At 71.4% G+C, this 18,663-nt stretch carries 18 protein-coding genes; 13 read left to right on the top strand and 5 right to left on the bottom strand.

Annotation, left to right across the window (positions count from 1 at the left end; genetic code table 11):
* The first annotated feature begins 39 nt into the window (after positions 1-39).
* Entirely contained in the window at positions 40-1,824 is a 1,785-nt protein-coding gene (locus ACFUCU_RS00535) for a DEAD/DEAH box helicase (protein ID WP_377969992.1), read from the top strand.
* 115 nt (positions 1,825-1,939) lie between these two features.
* Here the strand turns inward: ACFUCU_RS00535 and ACFUCU_RS00540 are convergent, their stop codons facing one another.
* From ACFUCU_RS00540 to ACFUCU_RS00550, 3 genes are all read right to left on the bottom strand, one after another.
* On the bottom strand, positions 1,940-2,305 hold the full coding sequence (locus tag ACFUCU_RS00540) for a hypothetical protein (protein WP_377969994.1): 366 nt from the start codon (positions 2,303-2,305) through the stop codon (positions 1,940-1,942).
* An 82-nt stretch (positions 2,306-2,387) separates the two neighbouring features.
* A complete protein-coding gene (locus ACFUCU_RS00545) occupies positions 2,388-3,026 on the bottom strand; it encodes an isochorismatase family protein (protein ID WP_377969996.1) in 639 nt (212 codons plus the stop codon).
* Positions 3,027-4,355 carry a nicotinate phosphoribosyltransferase gene (locus tag ACFUCU_RS00550; protein WP_290257424.1) on the bottom strand — a complete coding sequence of 443 codons (1,329 nt, stop codon included), beginning with the start codon at positions 4,353-4,355 and terminating at the stop codon, positions 3,027-3,029. It lies immediately after the preceding gene.
* A 239-nt stretch (positions 4,356-4,594) separates the two neighbouring features.
* On the opposite strand from ACFUCU_RS00550, the gene clpS reads away from it, so the two are divergent.
* From clpS to rdgB, 7 genes are all read left to right on the top strand, one after another.
* A complete protein-coding gene (clpS, locus tag ACFUCU_RS00555; RefSeq protein WP_290257425.1) occupies positions 4,595-4,960 on the top strand; it encodes an ATP-dependent Clp protease adapter ClpS in 366 nt (121 codons plus the stop codon).
* A complete protein-coding gene (locus tag ACFUCU_RS00560) occupies positions 4,953-5,513 on the top strand; it encodes a DUF2017 domain-containing protein (protein WP_290257426.1) in 561 nt (186 codons plus the stop codon). The genes clpS and ACFUCU_RS00560 overlap by 8 nt, the downstream gene beginning before the upstream one ends.
* Positions 5,514-5,563: 50 nt before the next feature.
* Positions 5,564-6,118 carry a DUF2231 domain-containing protein gene (locus tag ACFUCU_RS00565; protein ID WP_290257427.1) on the top strand — a complete coding sequence of 185 codons (555 nt, stop codon included), beginning with the start codon at positions 5,564-5,566 and terminating at the stop codon, positions 6,116-6,118.
* Positions 6,119-6,189: 71 nt separating this feature from the next.
* Positions 6,190-7,179 carry a glutamate racemase gene (gene murI / locus ACFUCU_RS00570; RefSeq protein ID WP_377969998.1) on the top strand — a complete coding sequence of 330 codons (990 nt, stop codon included), beginning with the start codon at positions 6,190-6,192 and terminating at the stop codon, positions 7,177-7,179.
* Positions 7,176-7,973, top strand: a complete 798-nt coding sequence (locus ACFUCU_RS00575; protein WP_377970000.1) for an MBL fold metallo-hydrolase — start codon at positions 7,176-7,178, stop codon at positions 7,971-7,973. Before murI ends, ACFUCU_RS00575 begins: the two co-directional genes overlap by 4 nt.
* Positions 7,974-8,006: 33 nt before the next feature.
* A complete protein-coding gene (gene rph, locus ACFUCU_RS00580; RefSeq protein ID WP_290257430.1) occupies positions 8,007-8,765 on the top strand; it encodes a ribonuclease PH in 759 nt (252 codons plus the stop codon).
* Positions 8,762-9,412 (top strand): RdgB/HAM1 family non-canonical purine NTP pyrophosphatase, encoded by a 651-nt coding sequence (rdgB, locus tag ACFUCU_RS00585; protein ID WP_364134790.1) that lies wholly within the window; start codon positions 8,762-8,764, stop codon positions 9,410-9,412. The genes rph and rdgB overlap by 4 nt, the downstream gene beginning before the upstream one ends.
* 90 nt (positions 9,413-9,502) lie before the next feature.
* On the opposite strand, the gene ACFUCU_RS00590 is transcribed toward rdgB, so the two are convergent.
* Positions 9,503-10,270: a VTT domain-containing protein gene (locus tag ACFUCU_RS00590; protein WP_290257868.1), complete on the bottom strand. Its 768-nt coding sequence runs from the start codon at positions 10,268-10,270 to the stop codon at positions 9,503-9,505.
* Positions 10,271-10,338: 68 nt separating this feature from the next.
* Here ACFUCU_RS00590 and ACFUCU_RS00595 point away from each other — a divergent pair, with 68 nt between their 5' ends.
* Positions 10,339-11,358 (top strand): exonuclease domain-containing protein, encoded by a 1,020-nt coding sequence (locus tag ACFUCU_RS00595; RefSeq protein WP_377970003.1) that lies wholly within the window; start codon positions 10,339-10,341, stop codon positions 11,356-11,358.
* A 76-nt stretch (positions 11,359-11,434) separates the two neighbouring features.
* Entirely contained in the window at positions 11,435-12,025 is a 591-nt protein-coding gene (locus ACFUCU_RS00600; RefSeq protein WP_377970004.1) for a DUF4395 domain-containing protein, read from the top strand.
* On the opposite strand, the gene ACFUCU_RS00605 is transcribed toward ACFUCU_RS00600, so the two are convergent.
* A complete protein-coding gene (locus ACFUCU_RS00605; RefSeq protein WP_377970006.1) occupies positions 12,012-13,052 on the bottom strand; it encodes an ADP-ribosylglycohydrolase family protein in 1,041 nt (346 codons plus the stop codon). The genes ACFUCU_RS00600 and ACFUCU_RS00605 overlap by 14 nt on opposite strands.
* 162 nt (positions 13,053-13,214) lie before the next feature.
* On the opposite strand from ACFUCU_RS00605, the gene ACFUCU_RS00610 reads away from it, so the two are divergent.
* The 3 genes from ACFUCU_RS00610 (at position 13,215) to ACFUCU_RS00620 (ending at position 18,528) form a co-directional block, all read left to right on the top strand.
* Complete coding sequence (locus tag ACFUCU_RS00610) at positions 13,215-14,222, top strand: MIP/aquaporin family protein (protein ID WP_377970007.1); 1,008 nt, start codon at positions 13,215-13,217, stop codon at positions 14,220-14,222.
* A gap of 77 nt (positions 14,223-14,299) precedes the next feature.
* Positions 14,300-15,472 (top strand): exonuclease SbcCD subunit D, encoded by a 1,173-nt coding sequence (locus tag ACFUCU_RS00615; RefSeq protein ID WP_377970009.1) that lies wholly within the window; start codon positions 14,300-14,302, stop codon positions 15,470-15,472.
* Complete coding sequence (locus ACFUCU_RS00620; protein ID WP_377970010.1) at positions 15,469-18,528, top strand: AAA family ATPase; 3,060 nt, start codon at positions 15,469-15,471, stop codon at positions 18,526-18,528. The genes ACFUCU_RS00615 and ACFUCU_RS00620 overlap by 4 nt, the downstream gene beginning before the upstream one ends.
* Positions 18,529-18,663: the final 135 nt, after the last annotated feature.

Below are 18,663 nucleotides of genomic sequence, written 5' to 3' on the forward strand. Positions count from 1 at the left end.
CCCGAACCAACAGACACGTATGGACGGGAGGCCCGCTAAGTGACGGAAACACTGTTCGGCGGTCCCGTGCTGCCGCCCGCCTATCCCGAGCGGGCCGCGTGGGGAACCGCGCCGAAACTGCGAGCCTGGCAGCAGGAGGCGCTGGATAACTATTTCGCCACCAACCCCCGGGACTTCCTTGCCGTCGCAACCCCCGGGGCCGGTAAGACCACCTTCGCCCTCCGGGTGGCCTCCATGCTGATCGATTCGGGCGTGGTCAACCGCGTGACCATCGTGGCGCCCACGGACCACCTCAAACGCCAGTGGGCCGACGCCGCCGCGAAGGTCGGCATCGCCATCGACCCGAACTTCAAGAACGCCGACGGCCAGCACGGCCGCGGCTTCATCGGCGTCGCCGTCACGTACGCGCAGGTGGCCAGCAAGCCCATGCTGCACCGGGCCAAGACCGAGGCCGCCCGCACCCTGGTGATCCTGGATGAGATCCACCACGGCGGCGAGGCGCTCTCCTGGGGCGACGGGCTCCGCGAGGCCTTCGACCCGGCCGCGCGCCGGCTGTCCCTGACCGGTACCCCATTCCGCTCGGACACCTCCCCGATCCCGTTCGTCGAGTACGCGGAGGACCGCGACGGCATCCGCCGCTCCAAGGCCGACTACACCTACGGCTACGGCAAGGCGCTGCGCGACCACGTGGTCCGTCCGGTGATGTTCATGGCCTACTCCGGCCAGATGCGCTGGCGCACCAGCGCGGGCGACGAGATGGCCGCCTCCCTCGGCGAAGCCGCCGTCACCAAGGACATCACCTCCCAGGCGTGGCGCACCGCGCTGAACCCGGCGGGCGAATGGATCCCGGCCGTGCTGGCCGGGGCGGACAAGCGCCTGAGCGAGGTCCGGCGCACGGTGCCCGACGCCGGCGGCCTGGTCATCGCCACCGACCACGAGGACGCCCGGGCCTACGCCGGGCAGCTGAAGCGGATCACGGGGGAGTCACCCACCGTGATCCTCTCCGACGACGCCAAGGCCTCCTCCAAGATCGAGGAGTTCTCCGCCGGGGAGAAGCGCTGGATGGTCGCGGTGCGGATGGTCTCCGAAGGCGTCGACGTGCCGCGCCTCTCGGTGGGCGTGTACGCGACGTCGACCTCCACCCCGCTGTTCTTCGCCCAGGCCGTGGGCCGCTTCGTGCGTGCCCGCAAGCGCGGCGAAACGGCGTCGGTGTTCCTGCCCTCGGTGCCGCAGCTGATGGCGCTGGCTAACTCGATGGAGGCCGAGCGGGACCACGCCCTGGACCGTCCGGAGAGGGAAGACGCGGACGGGCTGTTCAACCCCGAGGATTCGCTGATGGACGAGGCGAACCGTGAGGAGAAGGCCTCGGACACGCTGATGAAGGGCAAGTTCGAGGCGCTGGATTCCCAAGCGTCCTTCGACCGGGTGCTGTTCGACGGCGGCGAATTCGGCACGGGCGGCGAGGTCGGCTCCGAGGACGAGCTGGACTTCCTCGGCATTCCCGGCCTGCTCGACGCCGAACAGGTGGGCACGCTGCTGCGCCAGCGCCAGCACGAACAGCTCAGCCGCAAGAACAAGCGGGCCCCCCAGGCGGCGGCCTCAGAGCCGGTGCCGGCGGTCCCGGACCACCGGATGCTGATGGATCTGCGCACCGAACTGGCCAAGAACGTCGCCGCCTGGTCCGCCCGGACCGGCACTCCGCACGGGGTCATCCACACCAAGCTGCGCACGGTGTGCGGCGGCCCGCCCGTCGCCCAGGCCAATGAGGAACAGCTGCAGAGCCGGCTGCGGAAGCTGCAGGACTGGTTCATCGGCCGGAAGTAGCCGCACGCACCGCGGGGCCCGGTGCGCGCCCGGGGCCCCCGGTGCGCCCGGAAGCCACGGCACGAAAAAGGGACCGGAGTGATCCGGTCCCTTTTTCGTGTCGTTCGGGGTGCGGCTACTGGTTCGGCTGGCCGGACTGGGCGCCGCCGCCGCAGGCCTGGGAGAAGGTCTGGCCGGCCGAGGTGTACTTGCCCTTGAGCTCGTCGAGCTTGCCCTGGTCCGGGTCCTTCTTGGCGGCCTCGTCCAGGTAATCAACGATCGACTGCAGCGGTGCCTGCAGTTCCTCGGAGGCGGTGGCCTGGATCGGGCGGATCTGGTTTGCCAGGCGGGTCATGCCGAACTTGTCCGAGCTGGAGGACGGGGAGCTGGTGATCGTCTTGATCCGGTCGCAGGTCTCGGCGGTGCTCATCTTCGGGGCCGAGCAGGCGGCCGCTCCGAGGATGGTCCCGGCAGCGAGCAGGACGGTCAGGGTCTTCTTCATGATGATGTACTCCGGGATTTACTGTTCCGACGTTACTGGCAAGGATTCCGAGTCTACTGTGCGCGGCGCCGGGGCCGCGATCTCAGTCCAGCTCCACGCCGCCGAGTTCCATCTCGGCGAAGGCGTCCTCGAGGTCGTCGGCGATGCCCACGGTCAGGCTGCGCGGGACGGTGACGGTGTAGCCGGCCTGGACCGCGTCCAGGGCCGTGGCCTTAACGCAGTAGTCGGCGGCGATCCCCACGACCACAACCTCTTCGACGTCGTGGCTCTGCAGCCAGTCGTCCAGCCCGATCGCGTCCTCGTCCGCGTCCTGGCCGCCGGCTGGGCCGGCCACCGGCAGCGCGCCGGGCGTCCGGTCTCCGGTGGGTACGGCGTCGTCCGGGGCCAGCAGGCCCTCGAAACCGGAGTAGGCGGCCGTGTACTGGCCCTTGCGGAAATACGCCTGGATGTATTCGGTGTCCAGGTCCGGGTGCAGCTCCGCCCCGCGGGTGCCGGCGACGCAGTGCCGCGGCCAGCTCTCAACAAAGTCGGGCGCGTCCGAGAAGTGCGCGCCTGGATCGACGTGCCAGTCCTGGGTGGCCACGACGTGGTCGAACTGCCCGTGGTGGGCGTCGACGTATTCGCTGATCTCCGCGGCCAGTGCCGCCCCGCCCTCAACGGCCAGGGAACCGCCCTCGCAGAAGTCGTTTTGTACGTCGACAATGATCAGGGCGCGGGACATTCAGTCCTCCTCGTAGACGGTGGGGATGGCCGGTTCGCCGCGCTGCAGCCGGTTGACCACGGGCGGCAGTTCGGCCATGGAGGCGGCGTGCCGGTCGCGGGCCCGCACCACGCCCTCCGGACCGGTCCAGCCGGGAAGCAGCTCGCCGTTCTTGATGAACTGCTGCAGCAGCTGGCGGTCGTTGCCGTCGTCCTCGGGCCGGTGGCCGATGCCGACGATCTCCTGGGTCGCGATGCCGCGGTCGTTGAGGCGGCGCAGCGCGTACTTGCGGCCGCCCTTGCTCGCCTTGTTCTTCGCCGCCTTCGCGACCGCGACGAACTCGCCGTCGTCGTTGGTGCGGCTGACGAGCTTGTAGACCAGGCTTGCCGTCGGCGCGCCGGATCCGGTGACCAGGGAGGTGCCGACGCCGTAGGAATCCACCGGGGCGGACTGCAGGGCGGCGATGGCGAACTCGTCGAGGTCGGAGGTGACGATGATGCGGGTGTTGACGTTGCCGAGGTCATCGAGGAGCTGGCGTACCCACTGGGCCTGGGCCACCAGGTCGCCGGAGTCCAGCCGGACGGCGCCGAGCTTGTCCCCGGCGAGGTCGACGGCGGTGCGCACGGCGGCCTCGACGTCGTAGGTGTCCACCAGCAGCGCCGTGCCCGCTCCCATGGAGGCCAGCTGGGCTTCGAAGGCGTCCCGTTCGGTGTCGTGCAGCAGGGTGAAGGAGTGGGCCGCGGTGCCGACGGTCTTGATGCCGTAGCGGCGGCCGGCCTCCAGGTTGGAGGTGCTGGCGAAGCCGGCGATCACGGCGGCGCGGGCGGCGGCGACGGCGGATTCCTCCTGGGTGCGGCGGGAGCCCATCTCCACGCACGGCCGGGTGCCGGCAGCGGTGATCATCCGGGACGCAGCGGAGGCGATGGCGGAGTCGTGGTTGAGGATCGAGAGGATGTAGGTTTCCAGGACGCAGGCCTCGGCGAAGGTCGACTCGACGATCAGGATGGGGGAGTTGGGAAAGTACGCGTCGCCCTCGGCATAGCCCCAGATGTCGCCGGAGAAGGAGAAGTCCGCGAGGTACTCCAGGGTTTGTTCGTTGACCACGCCGGTGCTGCGCAGGAAGTCGATTTCCCCGGGGCCGAAGCGGAAGTTCGCGATGCCCTCCAGCAGGCGGCCGGTACCGGCGACGATGCCATAGCGGCGGCCCTCGGGCAGCCGGCGGGCGAAGGCCTCGAACACCGACTTGCGGTGGGCCGCGCCCGAGTGCAGGGCGGCCTGAAGCATGGTCAGCTCGTAATGGTCGGTGTACAAGGACGTGCGGGGGTGGTCCCAGCCGGCGGAGGTGCTCACGAAATTTACTCTAGTCCCCACCGGCTCCCTCGTCTCGCTCCGCTTCGACGCGGGGCCCTCGCCGTCGGGGGCCCACCCGACCGGCTCCCTCGTCTCGCTCCGCTTCGACGCGGGGCCCTCGCCGTCGGGGGCCCACCCACCGGCTCCCTCGTCTCGCTCCGCTTCGACGCGGGGCCCTCGCCGTCGGGGGCCCACCCACCGGCTCCAGCCGGGCTCCTTCATCGCCATAGAATGGACCAATGACCCTCAGCGTTGCGCTTGGCCCCGATACCGAGGCCGGCACCCACACCGGAACGGCGACGTCCACCGACGTCCTGACGGCCCCGGACATCCCCTGGAACCTCGTGATCTGGAACGATCCCGTGAACCTGATGAGCTACGTCAGCTACGTTTTCCGCAGCTACTTCGGCTACTCCGAGGCCAAGGCCACCAAGCTCATGCTGGAGGTCCACAAGAAGGGCCGCTCCATCGTGGCGCACGGCAGCAAGGAGCAGGTCGAACAGCACGCGGTGGCCATGCACGGCTACGGCCTGTGGGCCACCGTGGAGAAGGCCAGCGGCGGCCCCGGCAACGGATCGGGCAAGGGCAAGGGAAAACGTGGCTAAAGCATTCAAATACGGCCTCAAGGGCATCACCGGCTACCTCGAACCGGCCGAGCGCGACCTGCTGCGCAGCCTCTTCGACGACGTCATCTCCATGCTGGAGCCGCACGAACGCGCCAATGAGGATCCACTCGCGGCCCTCGTGGGGTTGGACACGGAGGCGCGTGAACCCTCCGACCGCGCCCTGCGCCGGCTGCTGCCCAACGTCTCCAAGAACGACGCCGAGGCCTCCCTGGAGTTCCGCCGGTACACGGAACGCTCGCTGCGGGAGAGCAAGATCGGCGCCCTGAAAGCCGCCTCGCTGGGCCTCGACAAGGAAGAACTGGTGCTGACCCCCGCCGACGCCCGGCACTGGTCCACCGCGCTCAACGACGTCCGCCTGGTCCTCGCCGAGCGCCTCGACATCCGCGACGACGCCGACGCCGAACACGTCCACCGGATGCAGGACTGGTCCCAGGCCGAAGACGTCGAAAGCTATCTGGCCCTGGTCTACAACTTCACCACCTGGCTGCAGGAATCCCTCGTCCAGGCAATGCTGGCCTCCCTCGAGGCCTAGGCCGCCCGGCCCTGTACACCCCCCCAGCCCGCGGCGTAGCGTGATCCGCCGTGGACGGACTTTCCCGCGACGAATTTTCCCTCCCGGAGCGCCTCACCGGGGCCCTGGGCCGCAGTGCCGCGGCCGGCCGGATCGGCGCCGCGCAGGAGGCGATCTACGGGCCGGTCATCGACTGGGCGCGGCGCACCCCGCTGCACAGCGGAACCCTCGGCCACTCGGTCCACCCGATGCTCACCGACGTCACCCTGGGCTGCTGGCTCAGCGCCGCGATCCTGGATATAGCCGGCGGTCCTGCCTCCCGGCCTGCGGCCACGGTGCTGACCGCCGCGGGCCTCGCGGCGGCGGTTCCGACGGCGTTTGCCGGTGCCGCGGACTGGTCCGAGACGGAGGGGGAGGAGCACCGGATCGGCGCCGTCCACGCCCTCGGCACCGACGCCGCAACCTTTCTCTTCCTGGGCTCGCTGATCGCCCGGCTGCGAGGCCGGCACGCGGCCGGGGTCCGGCTGGGCCTGGCCGGTAATGCGGTGGCCGCGGCCGCGGGATTCCTCGGCGGCCACCTGGCGTTGAACCGCGGCACCGCCCGCCGTTCCGCCGCCGCCGTGTGATCCATTGCACACGAGTTGCTCGACACAATGTCATGGTCCGGCCCGGGGCGAAGCCCTATTCTCGTAGAACCATGACTTCAGCATCGAGCACGGACCCCGAGACCTCGGCACTGGCCGAACGCCCCATCGGCGTTTTCGACTCCGGCGTCGGCGGCCTCACGGTGGCACGCTCCATCATCGACCAGCTGCCCAACGAGTCCATCCTGTACGTCGGCGACACCGCGCACGGCCCCTACGGCCCGTTGCCGATCGCCGAGGTCCGCGCCAACGCCCTTGGCGTCATGGACGAACTGGTCGACTCCGGGGTCAAGCTCCTGACCATCGCCTGCAACTCCGCCTCCGCCGCCGTGCTCCGCGACGCCCGCGAACGCTACACCGCCCGCTACGGCATCCCCGTCATCGAGGTCATCCAGCCCGCGGTCCGCCGGGCCGTCTCCGCCACCCGCACCGGCCGCGTCGGCGTCATCGGCACCTCCGCTACGGTCGGCTCCCGCGCCTACGAGGACACCTTCGCCGCGGCGCCGGACCTGCAGATCACCTCCGCGGCGTGCCCGGCCTTCGTGCCCTACGTCGAGGCCGGCATCACCACCGGCCCCGAGCTGCTGGCCGTGGCCCGCGAATACCTCGCCCCGCTGATCGCCGCCAAGGTGGACACCGTGGTGCTCGGCTGCACGCACTACCCGCTGCTGACCGGCGTGATCTCCTTCGTCATGGGCGAGGACGTCACGCTCGTCTCCAGCGCCGAGGAAACCGCCAAGGACGTCTACCGGGCCCTGGCCTCCCGCGGGCTGGAACGCGCCGGCAGCACCGCCCCGGAACACAACTTCATCGCCACCGGGGACGCCGCGCAGTTCGAACACCTGGCGCGCCGCTTCCTGGGCCCGGAGGTGCTCAGCGTCCGGCACGTGGACCACGTCGCGGCGCAGTACCCCACCGGCAGCCTGGCCCGCATCACCCCGGAGATGATCGCCGCCGCCCAGGCCGCCGTCGGCCGGCCCCGGATCTCCAACTTCGTCTCCTCCGCCGCGCAGATCTCCCCGCCGCGGACCAGCGACCTGTGAAGCTCACCATCGTCGGGTGCACCGGCTCGTTCCCCGGCCCCGGCTCGCCGGCGTCGTGCTACCTGCTGACCGCCGACGACGGCGAGCGGCGCTGGAAGGTGGTGCTGGACCTCGGCAGCGGGGCGCTCGGCGCCGTCCAGCGCTACACCGACCTCGAGGACATCGACGGCATCTTCCTCACCCACCTGCATCCCGACCACTGCATGGACCTCTGCGGCCTGCACGTGGCGGTGCGCTGGAAGCCGGGCGGTTGGGGCCGGGGGCGGATCCCCGTCTGGGGGCCGGCGGCGACGGCGGATCGGATGGCCACGGCCTACGGGCTGGACCTCGACCCGGGGATGCACGAGGAATTCGACTTCAGCAACTGGGCCGAACGCTGCCCGGTGACGATGGGGCCCTTCACCATCACCCCGTACGCGGTCAACCACCCCGTCGAGGAGGCCTACGCCCTGCGCGTGGAGGTCACCGAGCCGGACAAGGACGGCAACCCGGTGACCCGGGTGCTCAGCTACTCCGGCGACACCGACTCCTGCACCGGGCTCGAGGATGCCGCGCGCGACGCGGACCTGTTCCTCTGCGAGGCGGCCTTCGAGGAGGGCCGCGACGACGGCATCAAGGACGTGCACCTGACCGGCAAGCGCGCCGGCGAGGCCGCCGTCGCCGCCGGCGCCCGCCGGCTGCTGCTCACGCACATCCCGGTCTGGACCTCGCACACGACCGTGATGGCGGAGGCGAAGGAGGTCTTCGGACCGCACGTCGCCGTCGCCGTCGCCGGGGTGCACTACACCGTCTGACCGGGCCGCCCGGCTGTCGATAAGCTAGGGGGCATGACTTCCGAAGCTCCCACTGCCCCCGTTCTCCGCGCCGACGGCCGGACCCCGGACCAGCTCCGCCCCATCAGCATCACCCGCGGCTGGTCCAACCAGGCCGAAGGCTCCGCGCTGATCGAATTCGGCAACACCCGGGTGCTGTGCACCGCCTCGCTGACCGAGGGCGTGCCCCGCTGGCTCAAAGGCGAGGGCCGCGGCTGGGTCACCGCCGAGTACGCCATGCTGCCCCGGGCCACGAACACCCGCTCCGCCCGCGAATCCGTCAAGGGCAAGATCGGCGGCCGCACCCACGAGATCTCCCGCCTGATCGGCCGCTCCCTCCGCTCCATCATCGACACTAAGGCCCTGGGCGAGAACACCATCGTGCTGGACTGCGACGTGCTCCAGGCCGACGGCGGTACCCGCACCGCGGCGATCACCGGCGCCTACGTCGCCCTCGCCGAGGCGATCCGCTACGCCCGGGAGAACAAGCTGATCGCCCGCAACGCCGAGCCGCTGACTGACACCATCGCCGCCGTCTCGGTGGGCATCATCGACGGCATTCCGATGCTGGATCTGCCCTACGTCGAGGACGTCCGCGCCGAGACCGACATGAACGTGGTGGTGACCGGCTCCGGCAAGTTCGTCGAGGTCCAGGGCACCGCCGAGGGCGCCCCGTTCGACCGGGACGAGCTGAACAAGCTGCTGGACCTGGCCCTGCTGGGCACCGAACAGCTCGCCGCGATCCAGCGCGAGACCCTGGCCGAGGCCCCGTGAGCGGCGAGGCAGCCGCACCTGTCCTCGTTCTCGCCACCCACAACCAGGGCAAGCTCCGGGAGCTCCGGGAGCTGCTCCGGGGGCAGATCCCGGGCCTGGACGTGGACACGCAGGTGGTGGACGCCGGCGCCGTGGGGGCTCCCGACGTCGTCGAATCCGGCGTGACTTTCGCCGAGAACTCGCTGCTGAAGGCCCGCGCCGTGGCGGAGGCCACCGGGCTGGTGTCGATTGCGGACGACTCCGGCCTGGCCGTGGACGTGCTCGGCGGGGCGCCGGGGATCTTCTCCGCCCGCTGGGCCGGCCGGCACGGCGACGACGCCGCGAACCTCGAACTGCTGCTGAACCAGCTCTCCGACGTCCCGGACGGCTTCCGCGGCGCCGCGTTCGTCTGCGCCGCCGCGCTGGCCGTTCCCGCGTCGGCGGCGGGGGAGGGACGTGAGGTAGTGGAGTACGGCCAGCTGGAGGGCACCCTGCTGCGCGAGCCGCGCGGCGCCGGCGGCTTCGGCTACGATCCGGTGCTGCAGCCGAGCGGGCTGGACCGCAGCTGCGCCGAGCTCAGCCCGGAGGAGAAGAACGCCATCAGCCACCGCGGGCACGCCTTCCGCGCGCTGCTGCCGGCGATCGTGGAGGCACTGGCCGGACGGTAGCCGCGTTTCAGCAGCACAAAAGAGGATGGCGCCCCACCTTGGTGGGGCGCCATCCTTTGTGCGTTGTGACGGTTCAGGCTGCGGCGCGGGTCAGGGCGTCTTGCGCTCTTCCTCGGGCTCGTGCTCCTCGATGAATTCATCGACGACGTCGGTGCCGTACTTCGCGGCCTGGCGCTTGGCGATCATGCCGCGGATGACCTCAATGGCGATCGGCACCACGGAGACCAGGACGATCACGATGAAGATGATGTCCAGGTTGTCGCGGACCCACGGCACGGTGTCGCCCAGCAGGTAGCCCAGCAGCGTCACGCCGCCGCCCCACAGCGCCGCGCCGATGACGTTGTAGAGGAAGAACTTGCGCTTGCTCATCTGCGCCACGCCCACGATCACGGGGACGAAGGTGCGGATGATGGGAACGAAACGGGCCAGGATCAGGGCCTTGCCGCCGTGCTTTTCGAAGAAGGCGTGGGCGCTCTCGACGTTCTCGCGCTTGAAGAGCTTGGAGTCCGGCTTGTTGAAGATGGCCGGGCCGGCCTTGGAGCCGATCAGGTATCCCGCCTGGTTGCCGATGATCGCGGAGACCACGATCAGGGCGGCGAACGCCCAGATGTTGAACTGGATGGTGCCCGTGGCGACCAGCAGGCCCGCGGTGAACAGCATGGAATCACCCGGCAGGAAGAAACCGACCAGCAGGCCGGTCTCGGCGAAGATGATGCCGCAGACCAGCAGGACGACCCAGGGGGCCAGAGCGGGATCGGCCAGGAAGACCTGGGGGTTGAGCCAATCGGGCAGGAACGAGGCCATGTGCGGCTGGACCGGGCCGGCGCCGCCGAGGGTGGACACGGCGAGGTCGTGCAGGGTATTTGGGTTCACCCTCCAAGCGTACTGGAGAAGGGGCTGCCGGTTCCGGCGGTAAAGTACGGGGCGTGGCTTTGGACTTTACGGCGATCGACTTCGAGACGGCGAACGGGTTCCGGGGCTCCGCCTGCTCGGTCGGCCTGAGCAAGGTCCGCAACGGCGTCGTGGTGGAGGAGGCGTCCTGGCTGATGCGTCCTCCCGCCGGCCACGACATCTTCGACCACCACAACGTGCGCATCCACGGCATCCGGCCCGAGCACGTCGCCGGCCGGCCCCGCTTCGGTGAGCTCTTCCCGGAGATCGGCGCATTCATCGGCGAGGACATCCTGGCCGCTCACAACGCGGCCTTCGACCTGGGCGTCATCCGGTCCGGCCTCGAGGTCTCCGGCCTGCCGGGGCCGGCCTACGACTACGTCTGCACCGTGATGCTCTCCCGCCGCTGCTATTCGCTGGTCTCCAACTCCCTGCCCTTCGCGGCGGAAGAGGCGGGCGTGCCGCTGGTCAACCACCACGACGCCGCCGAGGACGCCCGTGCCTGCGCCGGGATCCTGATCGACATCGCGGCCCGCAACGGCGCCGCCAGCATCGCCGAACTCTACCTGTCCCTGGGGCTCACCGTGTCCCGGCAGCCGGCCTTCGACCCGCGGCGCGACCCGCTGTCCAAGGCCAGCCAGTCGGCGCTGGAGGCGCTCGCCGCCGGACAGGGCCCGGCAGTGACCCGCCCGTACCGCGCCGGTTGGCCGGAGGAGGGTGAAAACCCGCCGCCGAACCCGCTGGCCGAACCGGGGCACCCGCTCTTCGGCCAGACCGTGGTCTTCACCGGCGAACTGGCCATCCCGAGGCAGGAGGCCAAGGTGCGCTCGGCCGAGCTGGGCGCAGCACCGGAGAGCCGGGTGACCGGGCGCACCACGGTGCTCGTGGTGGGCGACGGCTTTGTCGCGGCGGACCTGCGCTCCGGCCGGCTGACTGGCAAGGCCCGGCGCGTGCTGGAGCTGCATCAGCGCGGGCAGCGCATCGAGGTCCTGTCCGAGGGTGAATTCCTGCAGATGGTGGGCGGCCACTCCGCCCCCGCGGCCCGGGCGGTCTGAGGGGATCTGTTCCGGCCGGCTTCACATGACGCAACATTCATTTCGGCCCCGCGCCCGGGGCTCTTAGCTTTAAATGATGAGCAAACTGATCTCTTCACCTGCCCGCCCGGCCTCCCGGGGCCCGGTCAGCTTCGACACTGCTCAGGCCAACCTCGTCACCGTGCCTCCCGCCCGCGGCGGAGTGGATTGGGGCAGGGTCTTCGCCTTCCCCAATCCGGTCAACGAATACTCCGCCCGCATCACGGCGGCGCTCGTGGTGCTGCTGTCCGTGGCGACCCTGCTCACGGGCTCCGGCTGGGGCCTGGCCGTCGTCGCCGTCGGCTTCTGGCTGCGGGTGCTCTTCGGGCCGCGGATCTCGCCCTTCGGCATCCTCTCGGTCAAGGTGCTCACACCGGCGCTCGGCCGGAAGCGGTTGGTCCCCGGGCCGCCCAAGCGCTTCGCCCAGGGCATCGGCGCCGCACTCTCGACGACGGCGGCCATCCTCTTCGCCACGGGCCTGGCGCACGCCGCCTGGGTCCTCCTGGGCCTGCTGATCGTGGCGGCCTCGCTCGAGGCGTTCGCCGGCTTCTGCCTGGGCTGCGCCATCTTCGGCCTGCTGCAGCGCCGGGGACTCATCCCGGCCGATGTCTGCGAGGCCTGCAACAACGTCTCGTTCAGGCGCCGGTAACCGCCGCCAGCCGCTCGGCCATGCCCTTCACCAGTGCCACGGCCTCCGGTTCCGGGGCTTCCAGTTCCGCCAGCCAGTCCGCCGGGAGGGCCGCCGCTCCGTAGTGGGCGCCCACGAGGTAACCGGCGAGGGCGGCCGCGCCGGCGGCATCGTCCGCCCGCTCAGCCGCCGCGGTGACGGCCGCCCGGAAGTGGGTCCGGCCCGTCTCCGGGTCGTTGCCGTCGTGCGTGGCGTCCGGCGCCGTCATCAAAACCGCCGACAGTGCGACGGCGAGGAGGCCCGCGGCGTCCGCGCCGCCGGCGGAGGCGGCAGAGATTTCCGGTGCCCGGAGTACCGCGGTGAGCGTTTCCAGCACGCCGGTGTCGGCGTCCTCGCCGCGGGGGAGCGGGGCCCCTGCCAGATGGGTGACCGCCTCGCCGGCGGCCTCCGCCAGGCCCGCGCCCAGGGCCAGGGCCCGGATGGTGAGGCTCAGGACCCCGGCGCTCTGCCGGGCGGAGGGGTGCCCGTGAGTGAGTGCCGCCGCGTCAGCGCTGAGCTTGTAGACGGCAGCGGCGTCCAGGTGGGGCACCAGGCCGAAAGGCGCCGAGCGGAGCAGGGCGCCGCCGCCGCGTGAGTCCGGGTTCATCGGCCGCTGCACCGTCCCCATCTCGCCGGTGACCAGGGCGGCGACGGAATCCGGGTCGGGGGAGCGGGACTCCCGCGGCAGGCCGTGAGCGTCAATCCAACGCGGCGGCTGGAACGGGGCCTCCTCCGGCAGCGACATCCCCTGGGTGCCCAGCCAGCGCAGGTAGGCCAACCAGAGGCAGGCGTTCGCGTCCGCTGCCACCCCCGAATTGGCCCACTCCAGTGCCTCCAACAGGCCGTCCACCGTATAGAGGGTCATCCGGGTGCGGCCGGAGAGGACGCCGGTTCCGTCCGTTCCGGCGGCGCTGCCGCCGGAGGCGCCCAGCGTGTCACCGAGGGCACCGCCCAGCAGGCAGCCGTGGATGCGGGATTCGTGCGACGGGACCGGGGGCTGCTCGTTCATGGTTTCAAATTTACCGTCCCGGACCCCCGTGCCTGACGCGGTTGCCGCGTTTGCCGTGGCCGTCGAACGAGGCCGGTCGTGCGGCCCGGATCCAGCGAACGTCCAGACTTCGCTGGAAGACTGCTGGCGGCACCCGACCCGAAGCGAAGGAAACCCCACGAGATGACACACCCCGCGCCCGATGCCCGGCCCGCCGCCGTTCCGCCCTCCGACCAGGCACCGGCTGCTTTTCAGCCCGCCGTCGGACAGCCCGGGCTGCTGGCCCGGTTGTCCGCCGAGGGCCTGGGGACGCTGCTGGCGGTCGTGATCGGACTCGGCGTCCCGATGTTCGCGGTGCCGCAGTACAACCCGCTTCCGGCCCCGCTGGCCGCCGGCCTGGGCCTTACCGCCGCCATGCTTGCCTTCGGGTACCTCAGTGGCGGCCACTTCAACCCCGCCGTCACGGTGGGCCATATAATTGCCGGCCGGACCCGGCTGGTTGAGGGTGCCGCGTACGTGGCGGCGCAGTTGGTGGGTGCCCTGCTCGGTGCCCTGGCCCTCTTCGGCGTGCTGCGCACGGTGCCCAAGCTCAACGGCACCCAAAGCGCCTTCGACACGGTTGCCGCCGGCTTCGACTCACGCTCGATCATCCAGGCCCCGATGCCCGGCGTCCTCCTGGTGGAGGTGCTCGGCGCGGCCCTGCTGGTGGCGGTCTTCCTCGGCACCAGCGCCGGCCGCAACCCCGCCCGCACCGCCGCGCCCTACGCCGTGGGCCTGAGCTACGCCGGCCTGCTGCAGCTGGGACAAAGCATCGGCAACACCCCCTTCAACCCGGCCCGTGCCACCGCCTCCGCGATCTTTAGCAGCCCGGATGCCCTGGGCCAGCTCTGGCTCTTCTGGGTGGCCCCGCTGGTGGGCGCGGCCGTTGCCGGCCTGGTCTTCCGCGGATTCTCCCAGGCTGCCGTCGTCGCCCCCGACGCCGTGGCCGCCGATTCCACTGCCGTGGCCGGGGACCCAAACATCGTGGACCCGGAGGTTGAGGATCGGCAGGTAGCGGGCGTGGATGCCGCCGATCCGGAAGCCGAGGGTAGCGACGTCGACGTCGTGGAGACCGCACCCACAGCCCCGGCGAAGGCTGCCCCTGCCCGCGCCGACGAGGCCCGCGACTTCTTCGACAAGCGCACCCCGTAAGCGTTCTCACACACCGATACATGGCCTCGACGCCGGGCCTGCGCTTGAGTGTCAGTGCCAGCCGTTAGCGTAGTTATATGCGGTTATTGCACACCTCGGACTGGCATCTGGGCCGGTCGTTCCACGGCGTCGGAATGCTTGACGCGCAGCGGTCCTTTGTCGACCAGCTGGTCGCCTTCGTCCGCGACCAAAAGGTCGACGTCGTCCTCATCGCGGGCGACGTATACGACCGTGCGCTGCCCGGCGTCGACGTCGTCGGTCTCCTGGACGACGCCCTGGTGCGGCTGACCGACGCCGGCGCCGCGGTGGTGCTGACCAGCGGCAACCACGACTCCGCCATCCGGCTCGGCTTCGCTTCCCGGCTGCTGGAACGCGGCGGCGTGCACCTGCGGACCAGGCTCGACGACCTCGCCACGCCCCTGCTGCTGCCCCTCAACGGCGACGACGCCGGCCCGCAACTTGCGATCTACGGCATCCCCTGGCTGGAACCCCGGCTGGTCGCCGGCGCCCTCGGCGTGGACACGGCCAGCCACTTCGAGGTCACCCGTGCCGCCACGACCCTGGTCCGCGCCGACCTCGCCGCCCGGTCCGCCGGGCGCACGGTCCACTCCGTTGTGCTGGCCCACACCTTCGCCAGCGGCGGGATCAGCTCCGACAGTGAGCGCGACCTGAGCATCGGCGGCGTCGGTGCGGTGCCGCTGGATCTGTTCGACGGGTTCTCCTACGTGGCACTCGGCCACCTGCACGGCCGCCAGGAACTGTCCCCGGCGGTCCGCTACTCCGGATCGCCCCTGGCCTACTCCTTCTCCGAGGCCCGTCACCGCAAGGGCGGCTGGCTGGTGGACATCACGGCCGACGGTGTGGACAGCGTCACGGAGGTGCACTGGGAAGCCCCGCGAGAACTGGCGGTGCTCCGCGGGACGCTCGAGGAGCTGCTCGCCGACGACGGGCTGGTGTGGGCCGAGGCGGCGTACTGCCAGGTGACGCTGACGGACGCCCAACGCCCCGCCCAGGCCATGGAACGGCTGCGCGCCCGCTTCCCGGATACCCTCGTGCTCGGCTTCGACCCCGAGGGTGCCAAGGACGCGCCCAAGACCAGCTACAGCAGCCGGCTCGCCTCCGCCGTCGACGACCTCTCTGTCTGCTGCGGCTTCCTGGAACACGTCCGCGGCCGGAGCGCGGCCGAGGCCGAGGCGGCCGTCCTTGCCGAGGCACTCGAAGCGGTCCGGCTGGAAGGGGTATCCCGATGAGGATCCACCGCCTGGAAATCTCCGCGTTCGGCCCCTTCGCCGGCACGGAAGAAATCGACTTCGACCGGCTCAGCGCCCATGGTCTGTTCCTGCTCAACGGTGCCACCGGCGCCGGTAAAACCAGCGTCCTCGACGCCATCTGCTTCGCCCTCTACGGCTCCGTTCCCGGGGCCCGGCAGGAGGGCAAGCGGCTCCGAAGCGACCACGCCGAGGCGGGAGCCGAACCGCGGGTCACCTGCGAATTCTCGGCCAAGGGGCGGCACTTCGAGGTCTCCCGCACCCCGGCCTGGAACAAGCCCAGCGCCCGGGGCAAGAACGGCTTCACCGAGCAAAAGGCGAACACCCTGCTCCGGGAGCGGGTGGACGGCACCTGGGTGGAAAAGTCGGGCCGCAACGACGAGGCCGGGGCCGAGATCACGGCCCTCCTGGGCATGGACCGGGACCAGTTCACCCGGGTGGTCATGCTTCCGCAGGGGGACTTCGCCGCGTTCCTGCGGTCCAAGGCCGCGGACCGCCTGGCCCTCCTGCAGAGCCTGTTCGGGACCCAGCGGTTTGAGGCCGTCGAACAGGAGCTCGGCCGGAAGGCGGCAGCCGCCCGGGCCGAGGTAGAGACCCTCAACGGCGAGCTGGCGCTGCTCGTCGCCCGGGCCGGCACCGAAGCCGCCGGGCTGGGGATCGACCCCGACGGCGGTTCGGAAGACGTTTCGCAGGACGACCCCGCCGCGCTGCTGGACTGGTACGGCCGCGAGGCGGAAGCGGCCGGCGCTGCCCGCCGCGCCGCCGCCGGGGACGCCGACGCCGCCGCCGCCGACCTGTCCGCCCGTGCGGAATCTCTCGCGGCCCGGGCCGCCCGCCAGGCCCGCCTCACGGCCGCCCGGCAGCGGCGGGAGCTGGCCGAGGCGGCTGCCCCGGACCTGCGCACCGCCGAAGAGCGGCTTGCCCGGCACCGTAAGGCGGAAGTCCTGGGCGGACACCTCGACACCCTCGACGGCGCCACCGCCGCCGAGGACCGTGCCGGGGAAGCTGCCCAGGCTGCGGCCACCGTCCTGCACGCCGCAGCTGCCACCGATCCCGAACTGGCGGCGCTGCCCGGCCTGGCCCCGGACCAGGGCGGGCCCGACCCCGCCGCGCTCCGCTCCGGCGTCACCCGACTGCGCAGCCTCCGGGCCGTCCTGGCAGAACGGATGCCGGACGAAGAACGGCTCGCCGCCCTGCGCACGCGCTCCGCGGGCCTGCACCGGGACGTCGAACGGCTCACCGACACCGGCACGGCCACCGCGGCGCGGCTGGAAGCGCTCCGGGCGGACGCCCTCGGGTTCCGGCACGCCCTGGCCCCGCTCGAAGAGGCGGCGGCCGACCTCCAGCTTCGGGTCAAGGAAGCCGACGCGGCCGACGAACTCGTGGCCGTCGTGAAGCGGCACGCCGCGGCCGCGGAGGACTGCGACCGGCTGGCCGAGCGGCGCCGCGTGGCCCGCGACACCCACCAGGACCGCCGCCAGGCCTGGCTTGACCTCCGCGAGGAGCGCCTGGCCAACGCCGCCGCCGAACTGGCCGCACAGCTGCACCCGGGGGAGCCCTGCGCTGTCTGCGGCAGCCCCGACCACCCCGCGCCGGCACCGCTGGCGGCCTCCGCGCTGACCATAGCCGACGCCGAGCAGGCAGCCCAGGCCGCCGCCGAGGCGGCCGAAGCGGTGCTCGCGGACCTCGACCGCGAACTCGCCGACGCCCGCCAACACCTGGCCGTCCTCGCCGCCCAGGGCGGGGACGCGGCCCTCGAGGACGCGCTGAGCGATGCCGGGCGCGCCCGGGAACGGGCCGCGGAGGCCACGAAGGCTGCTGCAGACCTCGAAGCCGCCCGGAACCGCTGCGAGGGGCTGGACGAGGAGATCTCCGCCCTCGAGGACGCGGAGGAGGATTCCGCCGCCGAGCTGGCCCGGACCCGTACCGCCGTGGTCGAGGTGGACACCCAGGCCGCCGAGCTCGACGCCACCCTGCTGGGCCTCCGAAGCGGGCACCCCGGACTGGCCGGCCGCATCGCCGCCGTGGACTCGGCCGTTGCCCTCCTCGAAGACGCCGACGCGGCCGCCGTCAGCCTGGCGCAGGCACAAGCCCGGACAGCGGAGGCCCGGGAGCGGCTGGAGCAGGCCCTGCCCGCCGCCGGCTTCGACTCCGCCAACGCCGCACGGGAGATGCTGCTGTCCGCCCGGGAAGCCGCCAACCTGGAAGCCGCGGTCCGTGCCGGACGGGACGAAACCGCGCGCCTCGAGGAACTGTTCGCGGGGGAGGACCTGGTCCTGGCCGCCGCGGAACTCGCCGACCAAGGACCGGTCCCCGCCGGTGCCCTCGAACAGCTCAGGTCCGAGTCCGCCGCGGCGCTGGACTCGGCCCGGGAAGCCGGGGTGTCCGCCGGTCTGGCCGCCTCCTCGGCACGGACCCTGGCCGCGCTCCGCTCCCGCTACAGCGAACTGGCCGAAGCCAGCCGGGAACCGCGGGAGCGGGCGGCGCTGCTCACCGCTGTGGCCGAGGCTGCCCGAGGCGGCGGCGACAACAGCTACCGCATGAGCCTGAACAGCTACGTTCTGGCCGCCCGGCTGGAGCAGGTGGCCGACGCGGCCTCCGAGCGGCTGATCGGCATGAGCGACGGCCGGTACACGCTCCAGCACACCGACGCGAAGGCCTCCCGCGGGCAGAAGTCCGGCCTCGGTCTGGAAGTCGTGGACCTCTGGACTGGCCAGCGGCGGGATACCGCCACCCTTTCCGGCGGCGAATCCTTCATGGCGTCGCTGTCGCTCGCCCTCGGACTGGCCGACGTGGTGCAGATGGAATCAGGCGGCGTGGACATCGAGACGCTCTTCGTGGACGAGGGCTTCGGCAGCCTGGACGAGCAGTCCCTGGAACAGGTCATGGATGCCCTCGAGGGTCTCCGGGACGGCGGCCGGGTGGTGGGCCTTGTCAGCCACGTCGCCGAGATGAAGCAGCGGATCACTACCCAGCTGCAGGTTGTGAAGGGCCGGAACGGATCGACCCTGCACATCTCCGACGAGGTGCCCGCCTAGGTCCGGCCGGGAGTTGCCCTTCGAACGCCGTCCCGGGGGAGGCCACGGCACGTGCCGCCCGATATACTGGGACGGTCACCGGGTCGCGCGCATCGGGAGGGGGGACGATGCGCACCTCTTAGCGAACCCGGAAAC

The sequence above is a fragment of the Arthrobacter sp. NPDC057259 genome (genome assembly GCF_042668995.1).
In the GTDB taxonomy this organism is placed as follows: Bacteria; Actinomycetota; Actinomycetes; order Actinomycetales; family Micrococcaceae; genus Arthrobacter.